Annotated in this window: 21 protein-coding genes; 8 read left to right on the top strand and 13 right to left on the bottom strand. The window is 71.5% G+C overall.

What is annotated here, in order from left to right; genetic code table 11:
• Window positions 1-20 precede the first annotated feature (20 nt).
• The 6 genes from ACFVWW_RS15895 (at window position 21) to ACFVWW_RS15870 (ending at window position 6,472) form a co-directional block, all read left to right on the top strand.
• On the top strand, window positions 21-377 hold the full coding sequence (locus ACFVWW_RS15895) for a DUF2620 domain-containing protein (protein ID WP_384184631.1): 357 nt from the start codon (window positions 21-23) through the stop codon (window positions 375-377).
• A 39-nt stretch (window positions 378-416) separates the two neighbouring features.
• Window positions 417-1,781: a YhfT family protein gene (locus ACFVWW_RS15890; protein ID WP_386878278.1), complete on the top strand. Its 1,365-nt coding sequence runs from the start codon at window positions 417-419 to the stop codon at window positions 1,779-1,781.
• Window positions 1,782-1,827: 46 nt separating this feature from the next.
• Window positions 1,828-2,817, top strand: a complete 990-nt coding sequence (locus ACFVWW_RS15885; RefSeq protein ID WP_384184626.1) for a phosphotriesterase — start codon at window positions 1,828-1,830, stop codon at window positions 2,815-2,817.
• A 1-nt stretch (window position 2,818) separates the two neighbouring features.
• On the top strand, window positions 2,819-3,922 hold the full coding sequence (locus tag ACFVWW_RS15880) for an aminotransferase class V-fold PLP-dependent enzyme (RefSeq protein WP_386878277.1): 1,104 nt from the start codon (window positions 2,819-2,821) through the stop codon (window positions 3,920-3,922).
• A gap of 2 nt (window positions 3,923-3,924) precedes the next feature.
• On the top strand, window positions 3,925-5,085 hold the full coding sequence (locus tag ACFVWW_RS15875; protein WP_386878276.1) for an alanine racemase: 1,161 nt from the start codon (window positions 3,925-3,927) through the stop codon (window positions 5,083-5,085).
• A 175-nt stretch (window positions 5,086-5,260) separates the two neighbouring features.
• Entirely contained in the window at window positions 5,261-6,472 is a 1,212-nt protein-coding gene (locus tag ACFVWW_RS15870) for a phosphopentomutase (RefSeq protein ID WP_384184617.1), read from the top strand.
• Window positions 6,473-6,527: 55 nt separating this feature from the next.
• Here the strand turns inward: ACFVWW_RS15870 and ffh are convergent, their stop codons facing one another.
• The 5 genes from ffh to ACFVWW_RS15845 form a co-directional block, all read right to left on the bottom strand.
• Window positions 6,528-8,075, bottom strand: coding sequence for a signal recognition particle protein (ffh, locus tag ACFVWW_RS15865; RefSeq protein ID WP_384184615.1), 1,548 nt, complete (start codon window positions 8,073-8,075; stop codon window positions 6,528-6,530).
• A 166-nt stretch (window positions 8,076-8,241) separates the two neighbouring features.
• Window positions 8,242-10,689, bottom strand: a complete 2,448-nt coding sequence (locus ACFVWW_RS15860) for a [protein-PII] uridylyltransferase (protein WP_384184612.1) — start codon at window positions 10,687-10,689, stop codon at window positions 8,242-8,244.
• Window positions 10,690-10,705: 16 nt separating this feature from the next.
• Window positions 10,706-11,044 (bottom strand): P-II family nitrogen regulator, encoded by a 339-nt coding sequence (locus tag ACFVWW_RS15855; protein ID WP_384184609.1) that lies wholly within the window; start codon window positions 11,042-11,044, stop codon window positions 10,706-10,708.
• Window positions 11,041-12,321, bottom strand: a complete 1,281-nt coding sequence (locus tag ACFVWW_RS15850; RefSeq protein ID WP_384184607.1) for an ammonium transporter — start codon at window positions 12,319-12,321, stop codon at window positions 11,041-11,043. Before ACFVWW_RS15850 ends, ACFVWW_RS15855 begins: the two co-directional genes overlap by 4 nt.
• 304 nt (window positions 12,322-12,625) lie before the next feature.
• A complete protein-coding gene (locus tag ACFVWW_RS15845; protein WP_384184604.1) occupies window positions 12,626-14,104 on the bottom strand; it encodes a hypothetical protein in 1,479 nt (492 codons plus the stop codon).
• Window positions 14,105-14,531: 427 nt separating this feature from the next.
• Here ACFVWW_RS15845 and ACFVWW_RS15840 point away from each other — a divergent pair, with 427 nt between their 5' ends.
• On the top strand, window positions 14,532-15,185 hold the full coding sequence (locus ACFVWW_RS15840; protein ID WP_384184602.1) for a bifunctional DNA primase/polymerase: 654 nt from the start codon (window positions 14,532-14,534) through the stop codon (window positions 15,183-15,185).
• Window positions 15,186-15,302: 117 nt separating this feature from the next.
• Here ACFVWW_RS15840 and ftsY read toward each other — a convergent pair whose 3' ends face one another.
• The 5 genes from ftsY to ACFVWW_RS15815 all read right to left on the bottom strand — a co-directional run bounded on the left by ftsY (window position 15,303) and on the right by ACFVWW_RS15815 (window position 23,018).
• On the bottom strand, window positions 15,303-16,520 hold the full coding sequence (gene ftsY / locus ACFVWW_RS15835; protein WP_384184599.1) for a signal recognition particle-docking protein FtsY: 1,218 nt from the start codon (window positions 16,518-16,520) through the stop codon (window positions 15,303-15,305).
• A 131-nt stretch (window positions 16,521-16,651) separates the two neighbouring features.
• On the bottom strand, window positions 16,652-18,070 hold the full coding sequence (locus tag ACFVWW_RS15830) for a sugar porter family MFS transporter (RefSeq protein ID WP_384184597.1): 1,419 nt from the start codon (window positions 18,068-18,070) through the stop codon (window positions 16,652-16,654).
• A gap of 113 nt (window positions 18,071-18,183) precedes the next feature.
• A complete protein-coding gene (locus ACFVWW_RS15825; protein WP_386878337.1) occupies window positions 18,184-21,933 on the bottom strand; it encodes a chromosome segregation SMC family protein in 3,750 nt (1,249 codons plus the stop codon).
• A gap of 199 nt (window positions 21,934-22,132) precedes the next feature.
• Window positions 22,133-22,354, bottom strand: a complete 222-nt coding sequence (locus ACFVWW_RS15820; protein WP_384184594.1) for a hypothetical protein — start codon at window positions 22,352-22,354, stop codon at window positions 22,133-22,135.
• 382 nt (window positions 22,355-22,736) lie between these two features.
• Window positions 22,737-23,018 (bottom strand): acylphosphatase, encoded by a 282-nt coding sequence (locus ACFVWW_RS15815; protein ID WP_384184592.1) that lies wholly within the window; start codon window positions 23,016-23,018, stop codon window positions 22,737-22,739.
• 131 nt (window positions 23,019-23,149) lie between these two features.
• Here ACFVWW_RS15815 and ACFVWW_RS15810 point away from each other — a divergent pair, with 131 nt between their 5' ends.
• Window positions 23,150-24,031: a CAP domain-containing protein gene (locus ACFVWW_RS15810; protein ID WP_384184802.1), complete on the top strand. Its 882-nt coding sequence runs from the start codon at window positions 23,150-23,152 to the stop codon at window positions 24,029-24,031.
• A gap of 40 nt (window positions 24,032-24,071) precedes the next feature.
• Here the strand turns inward: ACFVWW_RS15810 and mutM are convergent, their stop codons facing one another.
• From mutM to rpmF, 3 genes are all read right to left on the bottom strand, one after another.
• Window positions 24,072-24,938: a bifunctional DNA-formamidopyrimidine glycosylase/DNA-(apurinic or apyrimidinic site) lyase gene (gene mutM, locus ACFVWW_RS15805; RefSeq protein ID WP_384184589.1), complete on the bottom strand. Its 867-nt coding sequence runs from the start codon at window positions 24,936-24,938 to the stop codon at window positions 24,072-24,074.
• Between the two features lie 94 nt (window positions 24,939-25,032).
• Window positions 25,033-25,878 (bottom strand): ribonuclease III, encoded by an 846-nt coding sequence (rnc, locus tag ACFVWW_RS15800; RefSeq protein WP_384335477.1) that lies wholly within the window; start codon window positions 25,876-25,878, stop codon window positions 25,033-25,035.
• A gap of 19 nt (window positions 25,879-25,897) precedes the next feature.
• On the bottom strand, window positions 25,898-26,071 hold the full coding sequence (gene rpmF, locus ACFVWW_RS15795; protein ID WP_030753522.1) for a 50S ribosomal protein L32: 174 nt from the start codon (window positions 26,069-26,071) through the stop codon (window positions 25,898-25,900).
• Window positions 26,072-26,073: the final 2 nt, after the last annotated feature.

Raw genomic sequence — 26,073 nt, 5'->3', positions numbered from 1 at the left:
ACGAGACGAAGGAATCAGCCATGACGAAGATCCTCACCGGTGGTGTCGGCAAGTCCGAGGTCGCGCAGACCATCGGCGCGCTCGGACTCGACGGCCTGGAGATCACGGTCTCCAACGACATGGACGCGGCGATGAAGCTCCGCGCCGGCCAGGCCGACTACTACCTCGGTACGTGCCACACCGGCGCCGGCGCCTCGCTCGGCGTCCTCGTCGGCCTGCTGGGCTCGCCCCTCTGCCACACGTTCGGCCGCTCCGTCCCCACCGAGGACGAGGTCGGCGCCCTGCTGGCGGACGGCAAGAAGGTCTTCGGCTTCGCCATCGACCAGATCGACGTGATCGCCCCGATCATGGCCCGCGCGCTCACCGCGCGCGGCTGACCCGCCGAAGACCTGCCAGGGCCCAGAGGAGACACCCCCGTGACCACCGTCCTTGCAGCGAGTACCGGTCTGGACTTCTCGCTGACGCAGAAACTGTTCGTCATAGCCCTGTGCGCGCTGACCGCCTTCATCGCGCACATGGCACTGGCCGTATTCAACGACGGCGTGCGCCCCTTCATGCTCGACTTCATCCAGGGGCGCACCACCCGCTCCGCCACCACGGCGGTGTCCTTCGGGCTCTCCGCGGGCTTCATCTTCGGCCTCGGGGCGCCGATGGCCCTCTCCAGCGGGGTCCTCAACCCGTGGCTGCTCTTCCTGCCCACCGACATCCTGGGCATCCTCTCGCCCAAGAAGTGGCTGGCGCCGCTGCTGGGCGGCGCGTGGGGCGCGGTGGTCGTCTTCGGCCTCAGCGGGGCCAATGAGGTGGCGCACGACCTGCCCGTCGACTTCCTGACGGCGATGCAGCAGATGTCGACGCCGATCCTGTTCCTGTTCACGCTCTTCCCGGTGCTCGCCATCACCAAGCAGTTCGGACGGCTGCGCGGTGGCATCGCGGCGGTGCTCGAACTGGCGCTCGTGATCATGACCATGAAGATCTGGCCCAACGTCTTCGCCGGCTCGCTGGCGATGGCGGCCGGTGTGCTGCTGCTCATCGGCTTCGCCGTCAGGAAGGACCTGCTCCAGCGCAAGGCCGACCGGGCCGAAGCGGCGGCCGCCGGCGAACAGACCTCGGGCACGGGGCAGCCGGAGGCGGCCGGGGACGACCCGATGGCCTCTCTCTTCAGCTCCAGCGCCCTGCGGCTGCGCCGCTTTCTGCCGCTGTTCATGGTGCTGGGCGCCGGAGTCTGTGTGCTGGCGCAGATGCACATATTCGGCGGCGGCGAGGCCACCAGCTTCCTGATCGCCAAGGGGCACTACAGCGAGGCCGCCCAGGTCGACTTCTACCGGGTCTTCGGCTTCATCCCGCTGATCGCGACGACCGCGCTCGCCTCCGGTGCGTACGGCATCGCCGGCTTCACGCTCGTCTACCCCCTCGGCTATCTGATGCCGAACCCGTTCCTCGCGGCCGTCGTCGGCGCCGTGGTCTTCGCCCTCGAAGTCCTGGCCCTCTCCTCCATCGGCAAGGTCCTCGGCAAGCTGCCGAGCGTGCGTGACTCCTCCGAGCACCTGCGCGCCGCGATCACCGAAACGCTGGGGCTGGCGATCCTCTTCGGCTCACTGCTCGCGGCCAATGTCATGGGCGGCGGCGTCGCGATCCTCATCGTGGGCGGGCTCTACCTCCTCAACGAGGCGATGGGCCGGCCCGTGGTACGGATGGCGGCCGCCCCCGCCGCGGTGATCGTCGGCGGCGTCCTCCTCAACCTCCTCTACTGGCTCGACCTGTTCACCCCCGTCAAGGGCTGACCCCTTTCACGGGCTGATCCAGGCACACCGGGAAGGCACCCGCACCATGCGGCACCACCCCGGGGACCACTCCCCGGCCCCCCACACCCGTCGCTCTCTGCATACCGTCGCCGGGCCGCTGCCCGTCTCCGCCGTGCGCGGCCCGGCGCTGGCCCACGAACATCTGGTGCTGGATCTCGACCGTACGGGCGACGGCGCCGCCGTCCTCGACGCCGCGCGCCACCGGGCCGCCGTCACCGCCGAGCTGGCCGCCCTGCGCGCCGAGTTCGGGCTCGGCCTGGTCATCGAGCTGACCTGCCGGGGCATGGGCCGCGACCCGCTCGCCCTGGCCCGGATCGCCGAGGAGTCCGGGGTCGCGGTCGTCGCGGCCACCGGCTGGTACTACGAACCGTTCCACCCGCGCGAGATCGGCGGCGCGAGCGTCGAACAGCTCGCCGGGACACTGATCCGGGAGATCAACGACGGGCTCGGCGCCACCGGCATCAGACCGGGCGTGCTCGGCGAGATCGGCAGCCACGGCAACCGGCCGAGCGAGCCTGAGACCCGCTCGCTCCTCGCCTCGGCCCACGCGGCGCTCGCCACCGGCCTGTCGGTCGCCACGCATGCCCAGCTCGGACGAGGCGGACTCGCCCAGCTGGAGCTGCTCACCGGTACGGGCCTGGCACCGCACCGGATCTCCCTCGGCCACCAGGATCTGCTGGACGACCCCGCCGCGCACCGCGAACTGGCGGCGAGCGGCGCGTATGTCGCCTTCGACACCGTCGGCAAGGAGAGCTACCAGAGCGACGACACCCGGCTGCGGCTGCTGCTGGCGCTGCTGGAAACAGGGCACGCGGACCGTGTCCTGCTCAGCTGCGACATCTCGCGCCACGGCTATCTGGAGTCGGAGGGCGGTCAGGGGTACGGACACCTCTTCCGGTCCTTCCTGCCCAAGGCGCGCGCGGCGGGCGTGGACGAGGACCTGATCGACCTGATGACGCGTCGCAACCCGCTGCGCTTCCTGACCGGCGCCGATGCCGATGCCGAGGAGATCTGAGATGTCCGTACAGCTTCCGCGGACCTTCCCGCTGGCGACGATCGCCCTGGAGGACGCGGTCCAACGCCAGTTCCGGCTGCTCGAACACACCGCCGCCCACTTCGAGGGACCACAGCTCTTCGAGGCGGACACCGGCGTCGTGCCGGGGCTCGGCCGCCCCCGTACGACCGCGCGCGTCGAGGCCGTTCTCGTGGACTTCTTCGGCGCCGAGGACGCGGCGCTCGTCCAGGGCGCGGGCACGGGCGCGATCCGGGCCGCGCTGCAGGGCGCCGTCTCCCCCGGCGACCCGCTGCTGATCCACCGGGCCCCGGTCTACCGGACGACGGCCGTCACCCTGCGCGGGCTCGGAGTCCGTACCACCGAGGTGGACTTCAACGACCGTACGGCGCTCCAGGAGGCCCTGGAATCCGGCGCGTTCGCCTGGGCATACGTCCAGCACAGCCGGCAGCGGCTCGCCGACTCCTACGATCCGGGCGAGGTGCTCGCGGCCTGCCGCGCCGCCGGGGTCCGCACGGTCGTCGACGACAACTACGCGGTGCTGCGCGTGCCCGCCTCCGGGGTGGAACTGGGCGCGGACGCCTCCTGCTTCTCCCTCTTCAAGCTGCACGGCCCCGAGGGTGTCGGCGCGGTCGTCGGCGCCCGCGATCTCGTCGCGCACGTCCGCGGCGACAACTACTCGGGCGGCGGCCAGGTCCAGGGCTACCAGGCGCTCGACGCGCTGCGCGCCCTCACCCATGTCCCCGTCATGTGGGCCCTCCAGTCCCAGGTGGGCGCGGAGGTCGCGGCCCGGCTCTCGGCCGGTGAGGTGCCGGGCGTCGCCGAGGTACGGATCGCCAACGCCCAGGACCGGTGCCTGCTGGTACGGCTCGACCGTCCGGTGGCCCGTGAACTGCCCGCCGCCGCCGCGCGGCACGGCGCGGCCCCCTATCCCGTGGGCTCCAACTCCCGCTACGAGATCGCCCCGCTCGTGTACCGGATGTCCAGTTCGTCACTCGACGACACGCCCGAACTCGCCGACTGGACCGTACGGATCAACCCCATGCGGGCCGGCGCCGATCTCGTGATCGAGATCCTCCGCCGTGCGCTGCACGACCTGGAGGGCTGATCGTGTTCCTCGACACCGTCCTCACCCGCAACCCGGCGCTCGTCGACACGGCGACCGCGCTGCACCGGTCGGGCGCCGTCCCGCCCGACACCTATGTCATGGACGCCGACGCCGTCGAAGCCAACGCGGCGCTGCTGGCGGCCGAGGCGGAGCGGCTCGGGCTCTCCCTGTGGTTCGTCGTCAAACAGTTCGGCCGCAACCCCGCGCTGATCCGGGCGGTCGCCCGGCACATCCCCCGGTTCGCCGCGATCGACCCGTCCGAGGCGCGCACCCTGCACGCGGCGGGCGCGCGGGCCGGCAACCTCGGCCATCTGGTGCAGATCCCGCACCGCGCCCTGCCCGAGATGCTCGGCTGGCGGCCGGAGGCGGTGACCGTCTTCGATCTCGCCAACGCGCGCGCCGTCTCGGACGCGGCGGGTGAACTCGGCTTCGTCCAGGACGTGTTCGTACGGCTCGAAGGCGCCGCCGGCTCGGTCTACCCGGGCCAGGAAGGCGGCGTACCACTGGACGCGCTGGACGACTTCGCGGCCGCGGCCGAACAGCTGCCGTCCCTGCGCATCGCGGGCGTCACCGCGTTCCCCTGTGTGCTGTGCGACCCGCTGACCGGCCGGCCGGCACCGACCGCCAATTTCGAACTCGCCCTCAAGGCAAGGGAGCTGCTGACCGCGCGCGGCCATCACGGGCTGGGGCTCAGCGCGCCCAGCGCCACCTCCATGGCGACCCTGCCGCTGCTGGCCGAGCTGGGCGCCACCCACGGCGAGCCCGGCCACTCCCTGACCGGCACCACCCCGCTGCACGCGGTCGACCCGCACCAGCCGGAACAGCCCGCCTATGTGTACGTCAGCGAGGTCGCCCACACCCTCGCGGACGGCCGGCCCGCGCTCTACGGCGGCGGCTTCTACGCCCGCGCCGGCATCCGCGACGCGCTGCTGCCGCGCACCGGCCTGCGCCTGCCCGTGCAGGGCGCCCCGGCCGAGAACATCGACTACTACCGGCTGCTGGACGCGCCCCCGTCCGGCGCTGTGCGGGCCGGGGACACCGCCGTACTCGCCTTCCGTACCCAGATCTTCGTCACCCGCTCGACCGTCGCGGTCGTCGCCGGGCTGTCCACCGGGAAGCCCCGGCTGACCGGCCTGTACGACGCACAGGGCCGGACCGTGTAACGACCTGGTGCACGATAGCCAGTGGATCAGCGAGCGGCGTCATGTGGCTTCGAATCCAAGGCGGAGGAGGGAGGCGACGCGGAGCGTCGTCGACTGACGACAACGCCGGAGGCGGAGTCGCAGGGCGTCGGGAGCCCGCTGGCTATCGTGCACCAGGTCGTAAGGAGCCACCGCCATGAGCAAGACCGTCATCGTCGTCATCGACGGATTCGGGATCGGCGCGATGCCGGACGCGGGCGCGCTGCGGCCCGGCGATCTCGCGGCCGACACCTGTGGGCATGTCCTGGACCACTGCCGGTCGCTGCTGGGACGGCCGCTGCGGCTGCCGGCCCTCGGCGCGCTGGGGCTCGGCCTGGTCCATCCGCACCGGGATCTGGCCCGGCGTACGGCGCTGCCGGTGGCCGTGGGGCGGGCCGCCCTCGGCTATCCGGGCGCGGACACGTTCGCCGGACACCAGACCATGATGGGCGCGGACTTCAGCCGGGTGACGGTGGCCCGGCTCGCGGACCATCTCGACGAGGTGACCTCCGCGCTGAAGGCGGCGGGGCACGAGGTCGGACCACTCGACGGGCGGCCGCTGCTGGTCGTCGACGGGGCCGTGCTCGTCCACGACAATCTGGAGGCCGACCCGGGCATCAACTGGAACGCCTCGGGGCGCCTGGACGACCTGCCCTTCGACGGGATCCTGGCCATCGCCCGTACGGTCAGGGCCGTGGCGCCCGTCGCCCGGGTGATCGCGGTCGGCGGCCACGCGGACGGACCGCTCGGCGCGTACGTACGCGACGGGGACGGCGGCACGGTCGGGCTGGACACCCCGGCGAGCGGCTTCTACCGCAACGGCGGCCTCGCGGTGCGGCATCTGGGCGCGGACCTCGACCACACCCGGCAGCTGCCGGACCTCGCGGCGCGCGCCGGTATCCCGGTCACGCTCGTCGGCAAGGCGGCGGACATCCTGGCGTGCGAGGCGGCGCTGCGGCGGCCGGCGGTCGCGACGGCGGAGGTCCTCGCGTACACGCTGGAGGCGGTGCGCTCACCCGGCGACGGGCTCGTCGTCGCCAATGTCCAGGAGACGGACCTCGCGGGCCACCAGCAGGACACCGAGCGGTACGGACGGATCCTGGAGCGGACGGACGACGGGCTGGCGGCGCTGCTCGGGCTGCTGGACGGGGCGGGCGACCGGCTGATCGTGACGGGCGACCACGGCAACGATCCGACGATCGGGCACGCGTATCACACCCGGGAGTACGTGCCGGTGCTGACGTACCGGGCGGGGGCGACGGGGGTCGAGCTGCTGCCGGACGCGCGGACGCTGGCGGACGTGGGGGCGAGCGCGGCGGCGTCGCTCGGCCTGGACGCGGGCGCCCTGGCGAGCGGTTCGGTGCGGTAGGGGCGGGTGGGGGGCCCGTGGGACGGGGCCCCCACCTCCGGCGGACGGCGAACCGTCAGCCCATGAACTTCTTGAACTCGTCCGGCAGCTCGAAGTTCTTGTCCTCGGCGGGCAGTCCGAACGCGCCGCCCGCGTGCGCCGTTTCCTCGCGACGCGCCGCCGCGGCCTGCTCGTCGGCCTTCCGCTTCATCGGGTTGCCGGACCGCTGCTTGCCCTTGGCCTGCTTCTGCTTCTTCTTCGAACGGCCGGGACCGCCGCCCATGCCGGGAACGCCCGGCATCCCCGGCATCCCGCCGCCCTGTGCCATCTTGGACATCATCTTGCGGGCCTCGAAGAACCGCTCCACCAGGTTCTTCACCGCGCTGACCTCGACACCCGAACCCCGGGCGATCCTGGCCCGGCGCGAGCCGTTGATGACGGTCGGGTCGTGACGCTCGCCCGGGGTCATCGACTTGATGATCGCGGCGGTACGGTCCACGTCCCGCTCGTCGATGTTGTTGATCTGGTCCTTGATCTGCCCCATGCCGGGCAGCATGCCGAGCAGCTTGCTGATGCTGCCCATCTTCCGGACCTGCTCCATCTGGGCCAGGAAGTCGTCGAGCGTGAAGTCCTTGCCCTTGCTGCTCGCCAGCTTGGAGGCCATCTTCTCGGCCTCGGCCTGGCTGAACGTCTTCTCCGCCTGCTCGATGAGGGTGAGCAGGTCACCCATGTCGAGGATGCGGGACGCCATCCGGTCCGGGTGGAACGCGTCGAACTCGTCGAGCTTCTCGCCGTTGGAGGCGAACATGATCTGCTTGCCGGTGACGTGCGCGATGGAGAGGGCCGCGCCACCACGGGCGTCACCGTCGAGCTTGGAGAGCACCACGCCGTCGAAGCCGACGCCGTCACGGAAGGCCTCCGCGGTGTTGACCGCGTCCTGGCCGATCATCGCGTCGACGACGAAGAGGACCTCGTCGGGGTTGACCGCGTCGCGGATGTCCGCGGCCTGCTTCATCAGCTCCTGGTCGATACCGAGGCGGCCCGCGGTGTCGACGACGACCACGTCGTACTGCTTGGCGCGGGCGTGCTCGATGGAGTCCTTGGCGACCTTGACCGGGTCGCCGACGCCGTTGCCCGGCTCGGGGGCGTACACCGCGACGCCCGCGCGCTCGGCGACGACGGAGAGCTGGGTGACGGCGTTGGGGCGCTGGAGGTCACAGGCGACGAGCAGCGGGGAGTGGCCCTGGCCCTTCAGCCAGAGGCCCAGCTTTCCCGCCAGGGTGGTCTTACCGGCACCCTGGAGACCCGCGAGCATGATCACGGTCGGCGGCTGCTTGGCGAAGCGCAGGCGCCTGGTCTCGCCGCCGAGGATGCCGATGAGCTCCTCGTTGACGATCTTGATGACCTGCTGGGCGGGGTTCAGCGCCTGGGAGACCTCGACGCCGGCCGCGCGCTCCTTGACCTTGGCGATGAAGGCGCGGACGACGGGCAGCGCGACGTCCGCCTCGAGCAGGGCGATACGGATCTCGCGGGCCGTGGCGTCGATGTCCTCCGGGCTGAGGCGCCCTTTGCCCCGGAGGCTCTTGAATGTGGCTGCGAGGCGGTCGGAGAGAGTGTCGAACACGGCGGTCGCGGATCCTCAGGTCGGGAGCGGGTGAGGGGGCTGTCCCGCGCGGTGAAGGACAGACCGTCCCCCAGGGTATCCGGCCGCGCGCGGTGTGGTCTGCCCTGCGGGTGGCTCGGCCGTACGGGGGAGGGACCGGCCCGCCGCGGGACCGGTCACCCGGTCCTCATTGCAGGGCGGCCTCCAGCGCCTTCGCCAGGGCCACGGCGTCCGCCTCGGGGAGCGGGGAGCCGTCCCCCCGGGTGACGTAGACCGTGTCGACCGCGTTCGCTCCGAGCGTGGACACATGGGCGCTGCGCACCCGTACGGCCGCCTGTTCCAGGGCATGGCCGATGCGGTGCAGCAGGCCCGGCGCGTCCTGGGCGCGGACCTCGATCACCGTCGCGAGCTGGGAGGCGGTCGGCGCGACGGTCACCCGCGGTGGCGGGGCCTTCACGCCGCGGCGGCGCGGATACGCGGCCTCCCGTTCTGCCAGCCTGGACGGGATGTCGAGCGAGCCGTCCAGGGCCCGTACGAGATCGGCGCGGAGCCGGGTGGCCTGCGGCAGCGAGCCGTACTCGGCGGCCACCCGCCAGCTCAGCAGGAGGACGTCGGACGTCTTGCCCAGTTCGGTGGGCAGTTCGATGGCGCGCAGATCGGCCGCCCGTACGGTGAGCCGGTGCAGGGCGAGCACCCCGGCGGCGGCGGGCAGCACGCCCGGCCGGTCGGGGAGCGCGATCAGCAGTTCGACGCCGACGGGTTCCGGTTCGCCGTCCTCCTGCGGGGTCTCGGCCTGGGCGCGCAGCGCGAGCACCGGCCCGCCGGTGCGCAGCGCCTCGACGGCCAGCCGTTCCTGCTCGGCGCTGGGCGCGGTGGGCTCGGGGTCCGCGAAGTCGTCACCGGTGAGGACTGCGGCGACCCGGGCCACGAGGTCGTCGACGAGCGAGGCCCGCCAGGAGGACCAGGCGGCGGGGCCGGTGGCGAGGGCGTCTGCCTCGGTGAGGGCGTGCAGCAGTTCCAGCGTGGCGAGCGAGCCGACCCGGGCGGCGACCGAGCTGACGGTCGCCGGGTCGTCCAGGTCGCGCCGGGTCGCGGTGTCGACGAGCAGCAGATGGTGGCGTACGACGGTGGCGATGACGGCCGTGTCGTCGCGGTCGAAGCCGATCCGGGCGGCGACGTCGCGGGCGATGACCTCGCCGGCCACGGAGTGGTCGCCGGGCCAGCCCTTGCCGATGTCGTGCAGCAGGGCGCAGACCAGCAGCAGGTCGGGGCGGCCCACGCGACGGGTCAGCGAGGATGCCTGCACGGCGGTCTCCACCAGATGGCGGTCGACGGTCCAGGTGTGCACGGGGTTGCGCTGGGGCCGGCAGCGGACCCGCTCCCAGTCGGGCAGGAGCCGGGTGATCAGGCCTTCGGCTTCGAGGGCCTCCCAGACGGCGACGGTCGACTCGCCCGCGCCGAGCAGGGTGACGAGCTCCTCGCGGGCCTCGGCGGGCCAGGGCACCGGGAGGGGTTTCGACGCGGTGGCGAGGCGCCGTACGGCGTGCAGCGAGATCGGCAGGCCGGCCTGGGCGGCGGCCGCCGCCGCGCGCAGGGGCAGGACGGGGTCGCGTTCGGCGCGGGCGGTGCGGGCGAGGACGACCTCGCCGTCCTGCTCGACCACGCCCTCGGCGAGCGGGGTGCGCTCCGGGGCGGGCTTGCTGCCGAGCATGGCCCGCAGCCGGGGGCGTACGGACCGGGAGCGCAGCACCCGGTTCACCTCGCGCCAGGTGACGTCGGAGGCGTACGAGACCGTGCGCGCCGCCTCGTACACCTGCCGCAGCAGTGCGTCGGCGTCGAGCAGGCCGAGTTCCGCGGCGACGGGGTCCTGTTCCTGGAGGGCGAGCCGGTCGGTGGCGCGTCCGGTCGTCAGATGCAGGGCGTCGCGCGCGTCGAGCAGCCGGCGGCGAGCGGTGGCGAGCCCTTCACGGGGCGCGTCCGCGAGCCAGGACGCGGCGACGGCGCGCAGCGCGGTGGCGTCGCGCAGTCCGCCCCTGGCCTCCTTGAGGTCGGGTTCCAGCAGGAACTGCAGCTCGCCCTGGCGCTCGGCCCGCTCCCGGCACAGCTCGTCGAGTTCGGGCAGGCGCTTGGGCGCGGTGTTGCGCCAGTCGGCGAGGATCGCGGTACGCACCCCGGTGACCAGGCCCAGATCGCCGGCGACATGCCGGGCGTCGAGGAGGCCGAGCTGCACCTTGAGGTCCTCGGCCGCGGTTTTCCGCACCTCGGCGGGCGTACGGACGGAGTGATCCAGGGCGAGCCCCAGGTCCCACACCGGGTACCAGACCCGGTCGGCGAGGGCGGCGATGGCGCCCGGGCCGGAGGTGCCGTCGTGCAGGAGCAGCAGATCGAGGTCGCTGCGCGGGGACAGCTCTCCGCGTCCGTAGCCGCCGACGGCGACAAGGGCCGCGCCGCGTACCCCGCTCTCCTGGGCGGCAGTGGTGAACAGCGCGTTCAGCCAGTCGTCGGTCAGCCGGGCCAGGGCGGTACGGCGCGGCGGCCCTGGCTGCGCCTTCTCCTGAAGGAGGCGCAGCCGGGCCGCCGCATAACCGCTGGGTCCCGAGTCTGCCTGTCCGGTTGTCTCTTCGAGGCTCGTCACCCAGTTGTTCCCGTCTCTAGAGGGCGTCAGGTCCGCGCTCGCCGGTCCGTACCCGGACCGCCGTGTCGACCGGCACGCTCCATACCTTCCCGTCACCGATCTTGCCGGTGCGGGCGGCCTTCACCACGACATCGATGAGCTCTTCCGCGTCCGCGTCCTCGACCAGGACCTCTATGCGGATCTTCGGTACGAGGTCGACGGTGTACTCCGCACCCCGGTAGACCTCGGTGTGGCCGCGCTGCCGGCCGTACCCGCTGGCCTCCGTGACCGTGAGCCCCTGGACTCCGAAGGCCTGCAGGGCCTCCTTGATCTCGTCCAGGCGGTGTGGCTTCACGACTGCGGTGATGAGCTTCATGCGTCCACCTTCTTGTTCTTCGCCGCGGCGGCGGGGGTCTGGTTCGAGGCGCTGCTGCGGCCCGACGGCGAGCCTCCCACGGCGCTGTAGTCGTAGGCCGACTCCGCGTGGTAGGCCATGTCGACACCGCTGGTCTCGTCGTCCTCGGAGGCCCGGAAGCCGATCGTCTTGTCGACGATCTTGGCGAGGATCCAGGAGACCACGAAGGAGTAGGCCATCACCGAGAAGGCACCGACGGCCTGCTTGCCGAGCTGCGAGATGCCGCCGACGCCGTCGATCGCGAGGAGACCCACGAGCAGGGTGCCGATCACACCGCCGACGAGGTGGACACCGACCACGTCGAGCGAGTCGTCGTAACCCAGCTTGTACTTGAGGCTGACGGCCCAGGAGCAGAGCGCGCCGGCGACGACACCGATGAGCAGGGCGCCGAAGGGGTTGACGTTCGCACCGGAGGGGGTGATCGCGACCAGGCCCGCGATGGCACCGGAGGCGGCGCCCAGCGTGGTGAACGCGCCGTGCCGGATCCGCTCGTATATCAGCCAGCCGAGCATCGCGGCGCCGGTGGCGATCTGCGTGTTGAAGGCCATGAGGGCGGAGGTGCCGTTGGCGGCGAGCGCGGAACCGGCGTTGAAGCCGAACCAGCCGAACCACAGCAGACCGGCGCCGAGGACGACGAGCGGCAGGCTGTGCGGCCGCATCGGGTCCTTCTTGAAGCCGATCCTCTTGCCGACGACCAGGACCGCGGCGAGCGCGCCGATACCGGCGTTGATATGGACCGCCGTACCACCGGCGAAGTCGATCACTCCGAGCTTGAAGAGCCAGCCGTCGGACTGCCAGACCCAGTGCGCGACCGGGAAGTACACCACGCTGACCCAGAGCGTGATGAACAGCGCCCAGGCGCTGAACTTCACCCGGTCGGCGAGCGCACCGCTCATCAGCGCGGGGGTGAGGACGGCGAACATCAGCTGGAAGAGAGCGAAGGCGAAGACCGGAATGCCTTCCTTGCCTCCGGTCAGCGTCTCGGCCGTGATGCCCTGGAAGCCGACGTGGTCGAAGTTACCCAGCAGGCCGGCGCCGATGTCGTCACCGAAGGTCAGTGAGTACCCGTAGAGCACCCACAGCACGCTGACGATGCCGAGGGCGATGAGGGACATCATGAGCATGTTGAGGGCGCTCTTCACCCGCACCATGCCGCCGTAGAAGAATGCCAGGCCGGGCGTCATCAGCATGACAAGCGCGGCACTGATCAATACGAATGCGGTATCTGCGCCATTCAAAGCCGGTGTCCCCTCGTGGGTCGGAACGGCCCGTGCGGATGCTCTAGCAGGTGGGCCGACGTTGCTGAGGAGATTGGCGCAGTGCGGTTTCGGCCAGTGCTGCTCGATGTTTCCGGGCAGTGACGAAGGCATCCGGCGTGTTACGGGCCGATGAACCGACGGATCGCGGCCGGCGGTCCCGGACACCCTCTGCGGGCATCGTAAACCGGCCGCGGCCTTCACCCTGCTCACCTGGCGGCGGGGGAGCCGTGTCGGGCGGTACGGGGTGACTGCCGCGGCCGGAGCCTCGGGGGGTGGCCGCCGCTCAGACGGCCTCGGCCGACTCGGGCAGCTGGGCGGTGAGCAGATCGGTGAGATCGGCGACGGCGGGGACCTGGCCGAAGTCCCTGGCGGCGGTGTCGACGGTCTTGCGGAGCCGGTTGTTGACCCGCTCGGAGCGCACCCGGCGGGCCACCTTCAGGGCCTCCTGGGCCAGCACGGTGGACTGCTCCGGCTCCTTCTTGAGGAGATGGACGGTGGCCATGCCGATCAGGTTCAGGGCATACGACCGCTGGTGTTCCTCGTCCTCGCGGAAGAGCTCGACGGCGCGTCGCATGACGGGTTCGGCGAGGGAGGCGTAGGTGGGGCTCCGGCCCGCGACATAGGCCAGATCGCGGTACGAGTGCGCGTTCTCGGCGTTCAGTTCGGCCTCGGAGAAGAAGCGGATCCAGTCGGGTTCGGGCTCGCCGTCCAGTCCGGCGTCGGAGAAGGTGTCCTCGGCCATCCGGACGGCCCGCTTGCACCTGCTCGGCTGGCCCATATTGGCGTAGGCGCGCGCCTCCATCGCATACAGCATGGCCTGGGTCCGCGGGGTGGCGCAGTCCCGGCTGCCGTACTGGGCGAGATGCACCAGTTCCAGTGCGTCGTCCGGCCGGCCCAGATGGATCATCTGGCGGCTCATGGAGGAGAGGATGTACGAGCCGAGCGGCTTGTCCCCGGACTCCTTGGCGGCGTGCAGGGCGAGGACGAAGTACTTCTGGGCGTTGGGCTGGAGGCCCACGTCGTAACTCATCCAGCCGGCCAGCTCGGCCAGTTCGGCGGCGCACCGGAAGAGCCGCCGGGAGGTGTCCTCGGGCTGCGACTCCTGCAGCAGGTCGGTCACCTCGTGGAGTTGGCCGACGACCGCCTTGCGGCGCAGTCCGCCGCCGCACTTCGCGTCCCACTGCCGGAACATCGCGGTGGTCGACTCCAGCAGTTCCAGCTCCGGCTGGGAGAGCCGGGACGGACGGTCCGAGACCACGCCCACGGGGACGGGCCGTGTCTGGTCGCCCGAGGGGGCGGGGACCAGCCAGCGCTGCAAGGGCTCGACCAGGGCGGGCCCGGCGGCCAGCGCCAGCGAGGACCCGAGGAAGCCGCGCCGCGCCAGCATCAGGTCGCTGCGGGAGAACTCGCTGATCAGGGCGACGGTCTGCGGGCCCGCCCAGGGCAGATCGACCCCTGACACCGACGGCGACTGGTGCGCGGAGCGCAGTCCGAGATCCTCGATGACGACGACGGTGCCGAAGCGCTCGGAGAACAGCTCGGAGAGAATGCGCGGGATGGGTTCGCGCGGCTGCTCGCCGTCGAGCCAGCGGCGCACGCGCGAGGTGTCCGTACTGATGTGGTGTGCGCCCAACTGGCGGGCTCTGCGGTTGACCTGGCGCGCCAGCTCGCCCTTGGACCAGCCGCTGCGCCGGAACCACGAGTCGAGCCGCCCGTTCGGGCTCTTGCCTGTGTTCGTGTCGCCCGCGCCACTGCCACCCACTGGAACGCCCCCATCCGCCGAAGCCCTGTCACGCGAACCGCTATCAGAATGCCGTGAGTTGCGGCCGCCCGTCCGGTGGCTGCGCCCCTTCGAACAGGGAACCGAGTTGCCCCCGGCATACCCACGAGAAGGCTCTTCCCCGAGGTTCGTGTACTGAAAGTAATCCTACGATCACTGCCCTGGCGAGGGTGATTCCACAAACGCCACCATTCGCCACCCCTACGAATGAACTCGCCTACGGTCGGGCGCGCTTCACTTGACACACGACGATCCGGAGTGGGCGGAGCGTTGTGCGCCGGAGTGCGCGAGTCGGGTCGCACCACCCCCAGCACCTCCGCGCGCCGCCTTGGCCGCCCCGACGGCGACGGAGTGTCACTGAAAGACTGCGAGTCGTAACCACCGGTGAGTTCAACCCGTTGGAGGGGGCATGGGCTTCACGATCGGCGGCATCAGGGACATCCGGTCCGGCTCACGCCGCCGCGGCCGCACCTCGGAGTGCACCGCGGTGGCGGAGTACACAGGACTCTGGGGCTGGGACGTCGTTCCCGGCGCGCGGGCGGCGGGCGGGCAGTGCTCCTGCGGCGACCCGGGCTGTACCGCGCCGGGCGCACATCCACTGGACCTCGGCCCCGCGGTCCCCGCGGGCGCCACGCTCGACGACGCGACCACGGCGTGGGCGGGGGTGCCGGGCGCGGCGGTGCTGCTCCCGGTGGGCCGCAGCTTCGACATCATCGACGTCGCGGAAGCGGCGGGCCGGCGCGCGCTGGTCCGGCTCGAACGGATGGGGCTCCCGCTGGGCCCGGTCACGGCGACCCCGGCCGGCCGGGCGTACTTCTTCGTGGCGCCGGGCGCCGCGGCGGAACTGCCGGAGCTGCTCTACCGCATGGGCTGGGACGACGCCGGCCTGGACCTGCGCTGCCTGGGCCGGGGCACGTATGTCACGGCCCCGCCCTCGGAGATGGGCGGCCTGGGCCCGGTGCGCTGGCTCCGTCCCCCGTCCCTGGACACGGCGGCGGACCCGCCGGAGGCCAGGCTCCTGCTCGGCACCCTGGCCTACATCTGCCACCGTTTCGCGCCGTAGCCGCGGGGTGGCGGTGCGGGGCCCGGGGTGGGTGGGGGTGGCGGGGACCGGTCCACCGCCCCACCACTCCACCACGCCGGACACTCCACCACGTCGGACGGCCCCGCTCCCGGAGGATCAGTCGCCGATCAGCGCGTCCACGAACGCCTCGGGCTCGAACGGCGCCAGGTCGTCCGGGCCCTCGCCCAGCCCCACCAGCTTCACCGGTACGCCCAGCTCCCGCTGGACCGCGATCACGATGCCGCCCTTGGCCGTGCCGTCCAGCTTGGTCAGCACGATGCCGGTGATGTCCACGACCTCCGCGAACACTCGCGCCTGGACCAGCCCGTTCTGCCCGGTCGTGGCGTCCAGGACGAGCAGCACCTCGTCCAGCGGACCGTGCTTCTCCACGACCCGCTTGACCTTGCCCAGCTCGTCCATCAGACCGGTCTTGGTGTGCAGCCGGCCCGCCGTGTCGATGAGGACGACATCCGCGCCCTCCGCGATGCCCTCCTTGACGGCGTCGAAGGCGATCGACGCCGGGTCGCCGCCCTCGGGGCCGCGTACCGTACGGGCGCCGACCCGCTCGCCCCAGGTCTGCAGCTGATCCGCGGCGGCCGCGCGGAACGTGTCCGCCGCGCCCAGCACGACCGACCGGCCGTCCGCGACGAGTACCCGCGCGAGCTTGCCGGTCGTCGTGGTCTTGCCGGTGCCGTTGACCCCGACGACCATCACGACGGCCGGGGTGTCCAGACCGCTCTCGGTCTTCACCGCGCGGTCGAAGTCCGTGCCGAGGAGCTGTACGAGCTCCTCCTTGAGCAGCGTGCGCAGGTCATCGGGCGTACGCGTGCCGAGCACCCGTACCCGCTCGCGCAGCCGGTCGACCAGCTCCTGGGTCGGCGCGACGCCGACATCCGCGACGAGGAGGGTCTCCTCGATCTCCTCCCAGGTCTCCTCGTCGAGATGCTCGCGCGACAGCAGGGTGAGCAGCCCCTTGCCGAGGGAGTTCTGCGAGCGGGCCAGCCGGGCGCGCAGCCGGATCAGCCGGCCCGCGGTGGGCTCGGGGATCTCGATCGCCGGGGCGGGCGGCTCGGCCACCACCGGATCCTCGACGGCCACCGGCGTCCCGGCGGCGTCCGGGAGGCCGACCTCCTCGATGGTGCGGCGCGGTTCGTCGCGCGGCGTCTCCGCCTCGTCGCCGACATGCGGCTCGGCGGGCGGAGCTGTGATGGTCGGCGTACTCGACGGTGCTGAGGGCGGCAGCTTCTTCTTCTTTTTGCGGCTGCCGACCACGAGCCCGCTGATCGCGCCGACCGCGACCAGGGCGATGACTACAACAAGGATGAGGATTTCCATAACGCTCCCAGTATCAGCCACGGCCGGGATCAGCCACCCTTCCCCACGTGGGTCGCCGCCAACCGCAGCGTGCTGTTGCTCACGACGGGCGCCGGCCTGATCGTCACAGAGCCTGATCGTCACAGAGCCGGCTAGCCCATCTGCTCCAGCGTCTTCCCCTTGGTCTCCTTCACGAACAGGAGCACGAAGGGGATCGAGAGCACGGCGAAGCAGGTGTAGATGATGTACGTGCCCGAGAGGTTCCACTCGGACAGGCTCGGGAAGCTCGCGGTGATGGCCCAGTTGGCGATCCACTGCGCCGCGGCCGCGACACCGAGCGCGGCCGCGCGGATCGTGTTCGGGAACATCTCGCCGAGGAACACCCAGACGACGACCCCCCAGGACAGCGCGAAGAAGAGCACGAAGACATGGGCGGCGACGAGGGCCACCGTGCCCTCGGTGCTCGGCAGCTTGCCGTGGACGAGAGGCGCGGAGAACGCCCAGGCCTCGAAGGCCAGCGCGATGGCCATTCCGGTGGAACCGACCAGGACCAGTGGCCTGCGGCCCACCCGGTCCACCAGCACCATCGCGATCACGGTGCCGATGATGTTGACGATGGACGTCGTGAACGAATAGAAGAACGAGCTGGACGGGTTGATGCCGACCGACTGCCAGAGCGTCGCCGAGTAGTAGAAGGCGACATTGATGCCGACCAGCTGCTGGAAGAGCGAGAGGCCGATTCCGATCCACACGATGGGCAGGAAACTGAAGCGGCCGCCCAGCAGGTCCTTGAAGGTCGACTTGTGCTCGCGGCGCATCGCGAGCTCGATCTCCGCGACGCGGGCGTCCAGGTCGACGTCCTTGCTCTCCACCTCCGCGAGCACCTCCTTCGCGCGGTCCTCGCGGCCCACGGAGATCAGGAAGCGCGGCGACTCGGGGATCGCGAAGGTCAGCAGGCCGTACAGCAGCGCGGGAACGACCATCACCCCGAGCATCCACTGCCAGGCCTCCAGCCCCAGGAGGTCGCCACGCTGATCACCGTCCGCGAGTTCGAGGATGGCGAAGTTCACCAGCTGCGAGACGGCGATACCGATGACGATCGCGGCCTGCTGGAAGGAGCCCAGCCGGCCGCGGTAGGCGGCCGGGGAGACCTCGGCGATATAGGCGGGACCGATCACCGACGCCATGCCGATCGCGAAACCGCCGATGATCCGCCAGACCGCGAGGTCGTAGATGTCGAAGGGCAGCGCGGAGCCGACCGCGCTGATGGTGAAGAGGCCCGCGGAGATCCGCATACAGCGGATACGGCCGATCCGGTCGGCGATCCGGCCCGCCGTGGCGGCTCCGATCGCACAGCCGATCAGCGCGATGGCGATGACCTGCGCGAGGGCCGCCGAGCCGATGTCGTACTTGCTCCTGATGGCCTGGACAACGCCGTTGATCACCGAACTGTCGTAGCCGAAGAGGAAGCCGCCCATCGCGGCCGCCGCCGTGATGAAGACGACATGGCCGAGATGGTCCGGCTGGGCCGCCCGCCCTCCGGACGGCGGCACCTGCGCTGTGCTGGTCACATGAACTCCTGGGGCCGCCCGGCGGCGTTGCCGGGCGTGGGTCGGCGAGCCCCTCAAGTGCCGCATACCTTGCCGTCAGCCACCACTTGTGCCGTCAGCCACCCTTGGGGGTGTCAGCGCAGCCGCTGGCTGATGACCTTGGACACCCCGTCGCCCTGCATGGAGACCCCGTACAGCGCGTCCGCGACCTCCATCGTCCGTTTCTGATGCGTGATCACGATCAGCTGGGAGCTCTCCTGCAGCTCCTGCATGATACGGATCAGCCGCTGGAGGTTGGTGTCGTCGAGCGCCGCCTCGACCTCGTCCATCACATAGAACGGGCTCGGTCTGGCCTTGAAGATCGACACCAGCAGCGCCACGGCGGTCAGGGACCGTTCACCGCCGGAGAGCAGGGACAGCCGCTTGACCTTCTTGCCCGGCGGCCTGGCCTCGACATCGACGCCCGTGGTGAGCATGTGGTCGGGGTCCGTGAGGATCAGCCGTCCCTCGCCGCCGGGGAAGAGCCGCGAGAAGACCCCCTCGAACTGCCGGGCCGTGTCCCGGTACGCCTCGGTGAACACCTGCTCGACCCGCTCGTCGACCTCCTTCACCACCAGCAGCAGATCGGCCCGTGTCTTCTTCAGGTCCTCAAGCTGTTCGGAGAGGAACTTGTGCCGTTCCTCCAGCGCCGCGAACTCCTCAAGAGCGAGCGGATTCACCTTCCCGAGCTGCTGATACGCCCGTTCGGCCGACTTGAGCCGCTTCTCCTGCTCGGCGCGCGCGTACGGCCTGGGCTGGTTTCGCGGATGCTCCGGGTCGTCCGGCAGCACCTCCCCCTCCGCGGCCGGCGACGGCGCCACGAGCTGGTCGGGACCGTACTCGGCGATCAGTCCCGCCGGCTCCACCCCCAGCTCCTCCAGGGCCTTCGCCTCCAGCTGCTCGATCCGCAGCCGCTTCTCGGCGCCGAGCACCTCGCCGCGATGGACGGAGTCGGTGAGCTTGTCCAGCTCGCCCTTCAGCTCGCGGCCCTGGTTCCGCTCGGTGACCAGCTCCCGTTCGCGTTCGGCCTTGGCCGCCTCGGCCGCGACGCGCTCGGCCTCGGCCCGTACGACCGACACCTCCACATGAGCGAGCAGTTGGCGGGCGCCGGCCGCGACGGCCCCGGCGACCTGGGCCTCGTGGCGCAGCCGTGCGCGCCGCTGCTCCGCGCGCGCCCGTGCCTCGCGCTCGGCGCGCGCCGCCCGGTCGAGTGCCTCGGCCCGTCCGGCGAGCCCCTTCACCCGCTCCTCGTGGGTACGGACCTGGAGCCGGGCCTCCATCTCGGTCTGCCGGGCATTGGCCCCGTCGGCGGCGAGCCGGTCGCGTACGGCGGTGTCCGGCTCCTCCTCCACCGGGGCCTCCTGCGCGACGAGCAGCCGCTCGGCCAGCTCCTCCGCCTCCGCGGTGGCACGCTCCAGCGCGTCCTGGGCCTTGGCGGCGGCCGCGGTCGTCCGCTCGGCCTCCCCCGCGGCGCCGCGGGCCTGCCCGGAGAGCCGCCCCAGCCGCCCCGACACGGCGGACTTCTCCTGGTCGGCGGCCCGGCGCCGCTCGCCCAGCTCCTCGACGAGCGCGGCGCATTCGGCCCGCCGGCCGGTGGCCCGGTGCTGCGCTTCGGCCAGCTCCTCGCACCGTACGGCGAGCTCCGCCAGGCCGGCGGCGGCCTCGTCGACGGAGGCCTGCACCTCCAGCAGACTCGGCGCCCCCGCAGAACCGCCCTGCGCGAAGTGCGCCCCGAGTACGTCGCCCTCGGCGGTCACGGCGGTGAGCGTGGGGCGCGCGGCGACCAGATCCTCGGCGTCCTCCAGCGTCCCGACGACGACCATGTCCCGCACGAGGCGCCGGACGGCGCCCATCAGCGCGCCCGGCCCCCGCACGAGATCCATCACATACGGCGCGGAGCCGCCGACGACGGCGGTGCGTACGGCCCGGTCGGCGACGGCGGACGTCCCGTCGGACTGCTGCGCGCCGCCCTGGCCGGGCACCGCGCCGACCGGGCCCGTCGCCGCGGGCACCGCGCCGACCGGGCCCGTCGCCCGGCCCGGCACCCCGCCGGCTTGGCCGGGCTCGGCCCGGCCGGGCGCCCGGGTCTCGTCGCCGGCCTGAGCCGGCACACCACCGTCCGGCCGGCCGTCGCTCAGCAGCAGGACCGCGCGGCCCGCGTCCTGTTTGCGGAGCAGGCGCAGAGCCTCCGCCGCCGTCGCGGGACCGGAGACCGCGACCGCGTCGGCGGCCGCCCCCAGCGCCGCCGCCACCGGGATCTCGTAGCCGGGGGTGACGGTGAGGAGTTCCGCGGCCGGGCCGAGCAGGCCGGAGAGACGGTCCCGGGCGGCGAGCAGCGCGCCCGTGCCGTCCTTGCGGCGCAGGCCCAGGGCGAGCGCCTCGCGGCGGGCCGCGAGAGCCGCGCGTTCGCGTTCCGCCGTGGTGGCGGCCTCGCGCGCCGCGCTCAGGGCGGCCTCCGCGTCGGACAGCGCGCGCCGGGCCGTCTCGTACCGCTCGCCCAGCTCGTGGTCGTCGGCGTCCAGAGCGTCGACCTCGGCCTTGAGCTGCTCGTACTCCTCCTGCGCGGCGGCCGCGCGCTCCCGCGCCTCGTCACGGGCGGCGGCCAGCCGGCCGATCTCGGCCTGGGCCGAGGCGGCCCGGCTGCGGGCCGCGTTGACCTGGCCGTTCAGCCGGGCGAGGCCCTCGCGCCGGTCGGCGATGGCGCGGGCGGCGTCCTTCAGCCGGCGCTCCTCCGCGGCCAGCTCGCGTTCCAGCTCGGCTCGGTGCGCCGAGGTGTCCTCCAGCGCGTGCTCGGCCGCTTCCAGCGCGGCCTCCAGCTCCGCTTCCTGCTCGCGGATCCGGGCGGCCTCGCGTTCCATGTCCTCGGGGTCGCGGCCGCGCCGCTCGTCCGCGGGGGCCGTGGTCGCGCTCTTCACCCGCGCGTCGGCCAGCGAGATCGTGCCGCGTACCCGCTCGGCCAGCTGCGACAGCTCGTACCAGGTCTGCTGGGCTCTCTGGAGCCGCGGCGCGAGCCGCCGAACCTCGTCCTCCAGCTCCGCTTCCCGCGCCAGCGCCGCTTTGAGCCGGCCCTCCGCGGCCTCCTTGCGCTGCTTGAGCGCGGCCTCGTCGGCGATCTCGGTACGGAGCGCCTCGCGCAGCCGCACCAGGTCGTCGGCGAGCAGCCGCAGCCGGGAGTCGCGCAGGTCGGCCTGGATGACGGCGGCCCGCCTGGCGACCGCGGCCTGCCGCCCGAGCGGCTTGAGCTGGCGGCGCAGCTCGTCCGTCAGGTCCTGGACGCGGGCGAGATTGGCCTGCATCGCGTCCAGCTTCCGCAGCGCCTTCTCTTTCCGCTTGCGGTGCTTCAGGACCCCGGCCGCCTCCTCGATGAAGGCTCTGCGCCCCATCGGGTCGGCGTGCAGTACGGAGTCGAGCTGGCCCTGCCCGACGATGACGTGCATCTCGCGGCCGATTCCGGAGTCGGACAGCAGCTCCTGGATATCGAGCAGCCGGCACGTGTCGCCGTTGAGCTGGTATTCGCTGCCGCCGTTGCGGAACATGATCCGCGTAATGGTGACTTCCGCGTAGTCGATGGGCAGCGCGCCGTCGGAGTTGTCGATGGTCAGGGAGACCTCGGCGCGGCCGAGCGGCGGCCGCCCGGTGGTCCCGGCGAAGATCACGTCTTCCATCTTGCCGCCGCGCAGCGATTTGGCACCCTGTTCGCCCATGACCCAGGAGAGCGCGTCCACCACATTGGACTTGCCGGAGCCGTTCGGGCCCACGACACAGGTGATTCCGGGCTCGAAGCGCAGCGTCGTGGCGGAGGCGAAGGATTTGAATCCGCGCAGGGTCATGGCCTTGAGGTGCACGCCGCCGGACTCTACCTCGCTCACATCGGCCGTCGGCGGTTTCACCCATGAACGCGCAGGGCACATCAGACGTTAAGAAAGGCGTAGTAGCGCCAACAATGCTTCGTACAGCGGAAGATGGAAAGAAAGAAGGGACGCCGAAGCGTCCCTTGCATATCTTGCGAGAGTGTTTCTCACCTGACCCCGACGGGGGCTGTCATCAGGTGAGCGCGGGCTCCGCCTGAGGTACGTCAATGTCGATGCTGTCGAGCAGCGACGACTCTCGAGGGTGCTGTGCGACGGCAGCGTTCAGCGAGTCATTCTCGGACTGGATCCGTACGAGCTCGGATTCGAGGTCCTGGACACGCTGCTGAAGCCGTCGCATCTCGGCGAGGAGTCGCGGGTCGGAACCGCCGACATAACCGAGAAGCGCCTTTGCCATGATGGATGGTCCTCCACAATGAGTGACCGACCGGATGCGGTGTGGGTCGTGAGGGAAATCGCACCCGCGGTGCCTGGCAGCGCTTGTTCATCACTGCGGTTCTTACTGCCAAACAGCTGAGGTGCGCGGGGATTCCAGAGTCTCACCAAAAAGTTTGACGGTCAACACGATCACAGCCCGCACGGCGGGGCGGCCCGGGGGCGCACGGCCGCTACGGGCGCGGCGCCGCCTCTCTCACAGGGCCCTGCGGGCGCGGAGATCATCGTTAACCGGGCAGCCTGGCACGACTCGCCGTTCTTGGCAACCACCAGGTCACCGCTGGCATGCGCATGTGCCCGCGGCATTCCGGCGGCCCTCGGCGTCTCCTCGAACGGCGGACGAGTCAGCGGATCGCGAAGCTCTCGTATCCACCGCGCGGGGTGTCCCAGATCTCAGTGACTCCGTCTACGCGCCCGGGTGTGTCGTCGGAGCGCAGCCATTCCAGCAGGCGGTGGCAATTCTCACCCGGCCCCTCGGCGACGATCTGCACCCTGCCGTCGTCCAGATTGAGGGCGAATCCGGTGAGGCCACCGATCTCCAGAACGTTTTCCCTGGTGAACCAGCGGAAGCCCACTCCCTGCACTCGGCCGCGCACCCACGCTGTGAGTCGTACATCTTCTTTCATGCACGCAAGCTAACCGGCCAATTGCTTACAGGGCCGGGCGGCCCCACCCCTCATGCCGTACAGTCCGGTCGCAATGACCTTCACTCTTTCGAGTGAAACACGCTGTCGTCGAGCATGAGGAAGGCACCGAGATGGGACGCCATCGACGATCCGCCGAGGTACCGGCCGCTGACGATCACGCGGACGGTACGGCAGGCCGGCACCGGGGTGGTGCGCGCCGCAAGAGACGGGTCGTCGCTCCCGTACGTACCGGACTGCTCGGGGTCTCCGCGGCCATGGCGGTGGGCGCTGTCGCCGTCGCCTCGGGTCTGCTGCCCGGCGGCGGCAACCAGTACACGGTAGGCGGCGGCCCCGGCGGCCAGGTACGCACCGAGGGCGCACCGGAGCTGCAGCAGCAGGGCGGCTCGTCCGCCGAGCCGACGAGGGAGACCTCGTCGTCCCCGAGCCGCAGCGCCGAGCGGACCACGGCACCGGAGAAGTCGGCCTCAGCCACTCCGACGAAGGCGTCCGCCACTCCCTCGAAGCCGTCGAAGACCTCCGCGACGGCGCCGAAGCCGCAGCGGAGCGAGACCCGGTCCAGCGAGGCTCCGGCTCCCTCGCAGACCACCACGCGCGCCGTCGAGACGCCCTCCGCGCCGAGCTCCGCCGAGGCGGCGGTGCTCACGCTGGTCAACGAGGAGCGGGCGAAGGTGGGCTGCGCCCCGCTGCAGGCCGACGCCGGTCTGGGCGGGCTCGCGCAGGACTTCAGCGACGACATGGCGGCGCGCGGCTTCTTCGACCACACCGACCCCGACGGGAAGACGCCCTGGGACCGCGCCGACGCGGCGGGCGTCACGGGCCTGGGTGGCGAGAACATAGCCCGCGGGCAGGCCACCGCGCAGGCGGTGATGGACTCCTGGATGAACAGCGAGGGCCACCGCGCGAACATACTGAACTGCGACTACACCCGGCTCGGCGTCGGTGTCCACACCGGCTCCGGCGGCCCTTGGTGGACGCAGGACTTCGGCTTCTGAGGGCGCTCGGGACCTCGCGCACCCGCTCGGCGCGGGAGCGTTACGAGACGTGCGGCAGTCGCGAGGGGCGCTGGCAGCGCGGGCAGAAGTAGCTGGAGCGGTTCATCCAGGGCCGCCTGCGCATGGGGGTTCCGCAGCGGCGGCACGGCTGGTCCTCGCGTCCGTACGCGTCCAGCGACCGGTCGAAGTATCCCGACTCGCCGTTCACATTGACGTACAGGCTGTCGAAGCTGGTGCCGCCGACCTCGAGGGCGGCGGTCATCACGTCCCGTACATGACCGAGCAGCTCGACCGAGCGCGGCCGGGTGAGGGTCGCGGTGGGACGCTCGTAGTGGAGCTTGCTGCGCCAGAGCGCCTCGTCCGCGTATATGTTGCCGACGCCGCTGATCAGGGACTGGTCGAGCAGCGCGCGTTTGACGGTGGTACGCCGCAGCCGCAGCGCGGTGTGGAAGGCGGCCTCGTCGAATTCCGGGTCCAGCGGATCGCGGGCGATGTGCGCGATGACGTCCGGCAGCCCGTCCGGGGTGTTTCCGTGGAGGGAGAGCCCGCCGAACGTGCGCTGGTCGACGAAGCGCAGCTCGGTGCCGAGGTCGTCCGCGAAGCGGATACGGATCCGCAGATGCTTCTCGTCGGGCGCGGTCTCCGGCTGGACCAGGAGCTGACCGCTCATCCCGAGATGGCCGAGGATCGAGGAGTCCGTATCGGCGAGGGGCAGCCAGAGGTACTTGCCACGCCGGCGGGGCGTGCCGATGGTGTGGCCCGTGAGCTGGGCCGCGAAGTCCGCACCGCCGGCGAGATGGCGCCGTACCGCGCGCGGATGCAGCACCTCGGTCTCGGCGACCGTCCGGCCGCTGACCCAGCGTGCGAGTCCACGCCGGACGACTTCGACCTCGGGCAGCTCCGGCACGGGGACTCCTCAGGACAGCACTGCGGGGAACGGGAGACGCCCCTCACGCCGGACGACGACGCGAGGGGCGCACCAGGAAGGAGAGCACGGACGGTCAGGCGTTGGCCGCGTCCGCGGGTGCCGGATCCGACGGGGCCGAAGGGGTGTCGGTGACCTCTTCGGTGACCGCTTCGGTTTCGGCGGCGGACTTCTCCGCCGCTTCCCGCTCGTCCGCGGCGGCCCGGATGGCCCGCCACGCGGACTCCGCCGCCTGCTGCTCCGCTTCCTTCTTGCTGCGGCCGGTGCCGGTGCCGTACGAGACACCACCGACGCGGGCGGCAGCAGTGAAGGTTTTCTCGTGGTCCGGGCCGGTCTCCGTGACGAGATACTCGGGTACTCCGAGCGTCTCCGCCGCGGTGAGTTCCTGGAGACTGGTCTTCCAGTCCAGGCCGGCGCCGAGGTTGGAGGACTTCTCGATCAACGGGTCGAAGAGCCGGTGCACCAGCTCGGACGCCGCGTCGAGGCCCTGGTCGATATAGACAGCGCCGATCACCGCTTCAAGGGTGTCGGCGAGAATGGACGCCTTGTCCCGGCCGCCCGTGCCCTCTTCGCCCCGGCCGAGCCGGATGAAGGAGCCGAGTTCGAGGCCGCGGCCCACTTCCGCAAGCGCACGCGAGTTGACCACCGCGGCCCGCAATTTGGCCAGCTGGCCTTCAGGCAGGTCGGGGTGGGTGCGGTACAGCGTGTCCGTGACCACCAGGCCGAGCACGGAATCCCCGAGGAATTCGAGGCGCTCGTTGGTGGGCAGGCCGCCGTTCTCGTACGCGTACGAACGATGGGTCAGCGCACGCACCAGAAGGGCGGACTCGAGCTGATACCCGAGCCGCCCTTCCAGAAGCGTGTGGGACGAGGCTGTACTGACATTGTCTGTCTGCTTCTTGGCATGGGACAGTTCAGACATCGAGCCTCTCACCAGCCGCTCAGACCTCGAGGACCTGGCGCTTGTTATAGGTGCCGCAGCTCGGGCACGCGATGTGCTGGAGCTTCGGCTCCTGGCAGCGCTCGCACGCAACCAGGGTGGGGACCGCAGCCTTCCACTGCGACCGGCGGTGGCGCGTGTTGCTGCGCGACATCTTCCGCTTCGGAACAGCCACGG

Source organism: Streptomyces sp. NPDC058198, assembly GCF_042882605.1.
In the GTDB taxonomy this organism is placed as follows: domain Bacteria; phylum Actinomycetota; class Actinomycetes; order Streptomycetales; family Streptomycetaceae; genus Streptomyces.
Note: the sequence above shows the minus strand (reverse complement) of the source record. Positions and strands in the feature narration are given on the sequence as shown.

Coding starts and splice junctions, on each gene's coding strand:
- ACFVWW_RS15895 (WP_384184631.1), top strand. CDS start 21: ATGACGAAGATCCTCACCGGTGGTGTCGGCAAGTCCGAGGTCGCGCAG.
- ACFVWW_RS15885 (WP_384184626.1), top strand. CDS start 1,828: ATGCGGCACCACCCCGGGGACCACTCCCCGGCCCCCCACACCCGTCGC.
- ACFVWW_RS15880 (WP_386878277.1), top strand. CDS start 2,819: ATGTCCGTACAGCTTCCGCGGACCTTCCCGCTGGCGACGATCGCCCTG.
- ACFVWW_RS15870 (WP_384184617.1), top strand. CDS start 5,261: ATGAGCAAGACCGTCATCGTCGTCATCGACGGATTCGGGATCGGCGCG.
- ACFVWW_RS15855 (WP_384184609.1), bottom strand. CDS start 11,044: ATGAAGCTCATCACCGCAGTCGTGAAGCCACACCGCCTGGACGAGATC.
- ACFVWW_RS15840 (WP_384184602.1), top strand. CDS start 14,532: ATGGGCTTCACGATCGGCGGCATCAGGGACATCCGGTCCGGCTCACGC.
- ftsY (WP_384184599.1), bottom strand. CDS start 16,520: ATGGAAATCCTCATCCTTGTTGTAGTCATCGCCCTGGTCGCGGTCGGC.
- ACFVWW_RS15820 (WP_384184594.1), bottom strand. CDS start 22,354: ATGGCAAAGGCGCTTCTCGGTTATGTCGGCGGTTCCGACCCGCGACTC.
- ACFVWW_RS15815 (WP_384184592.1), bottom strand. CDS start 23,018: ATGAAAGAAGATGTACGACTCACAGCGTGGGTGCGCGGCCGAGTGCAG.
- ACFVWW_RS15810 (WP_384184802.1), top strand. CDS start 23,150: ATGGGACGCCATCGACGATCCGCCGAGGTACCGGCCGCTGACGATCAC.
- rnc (WP_384335477.1), bottom strand. CDS start 25,878: ATGTCTGAACTGTCCCATGCCAAGAAGCAGACAGACAATGTCAGTACA.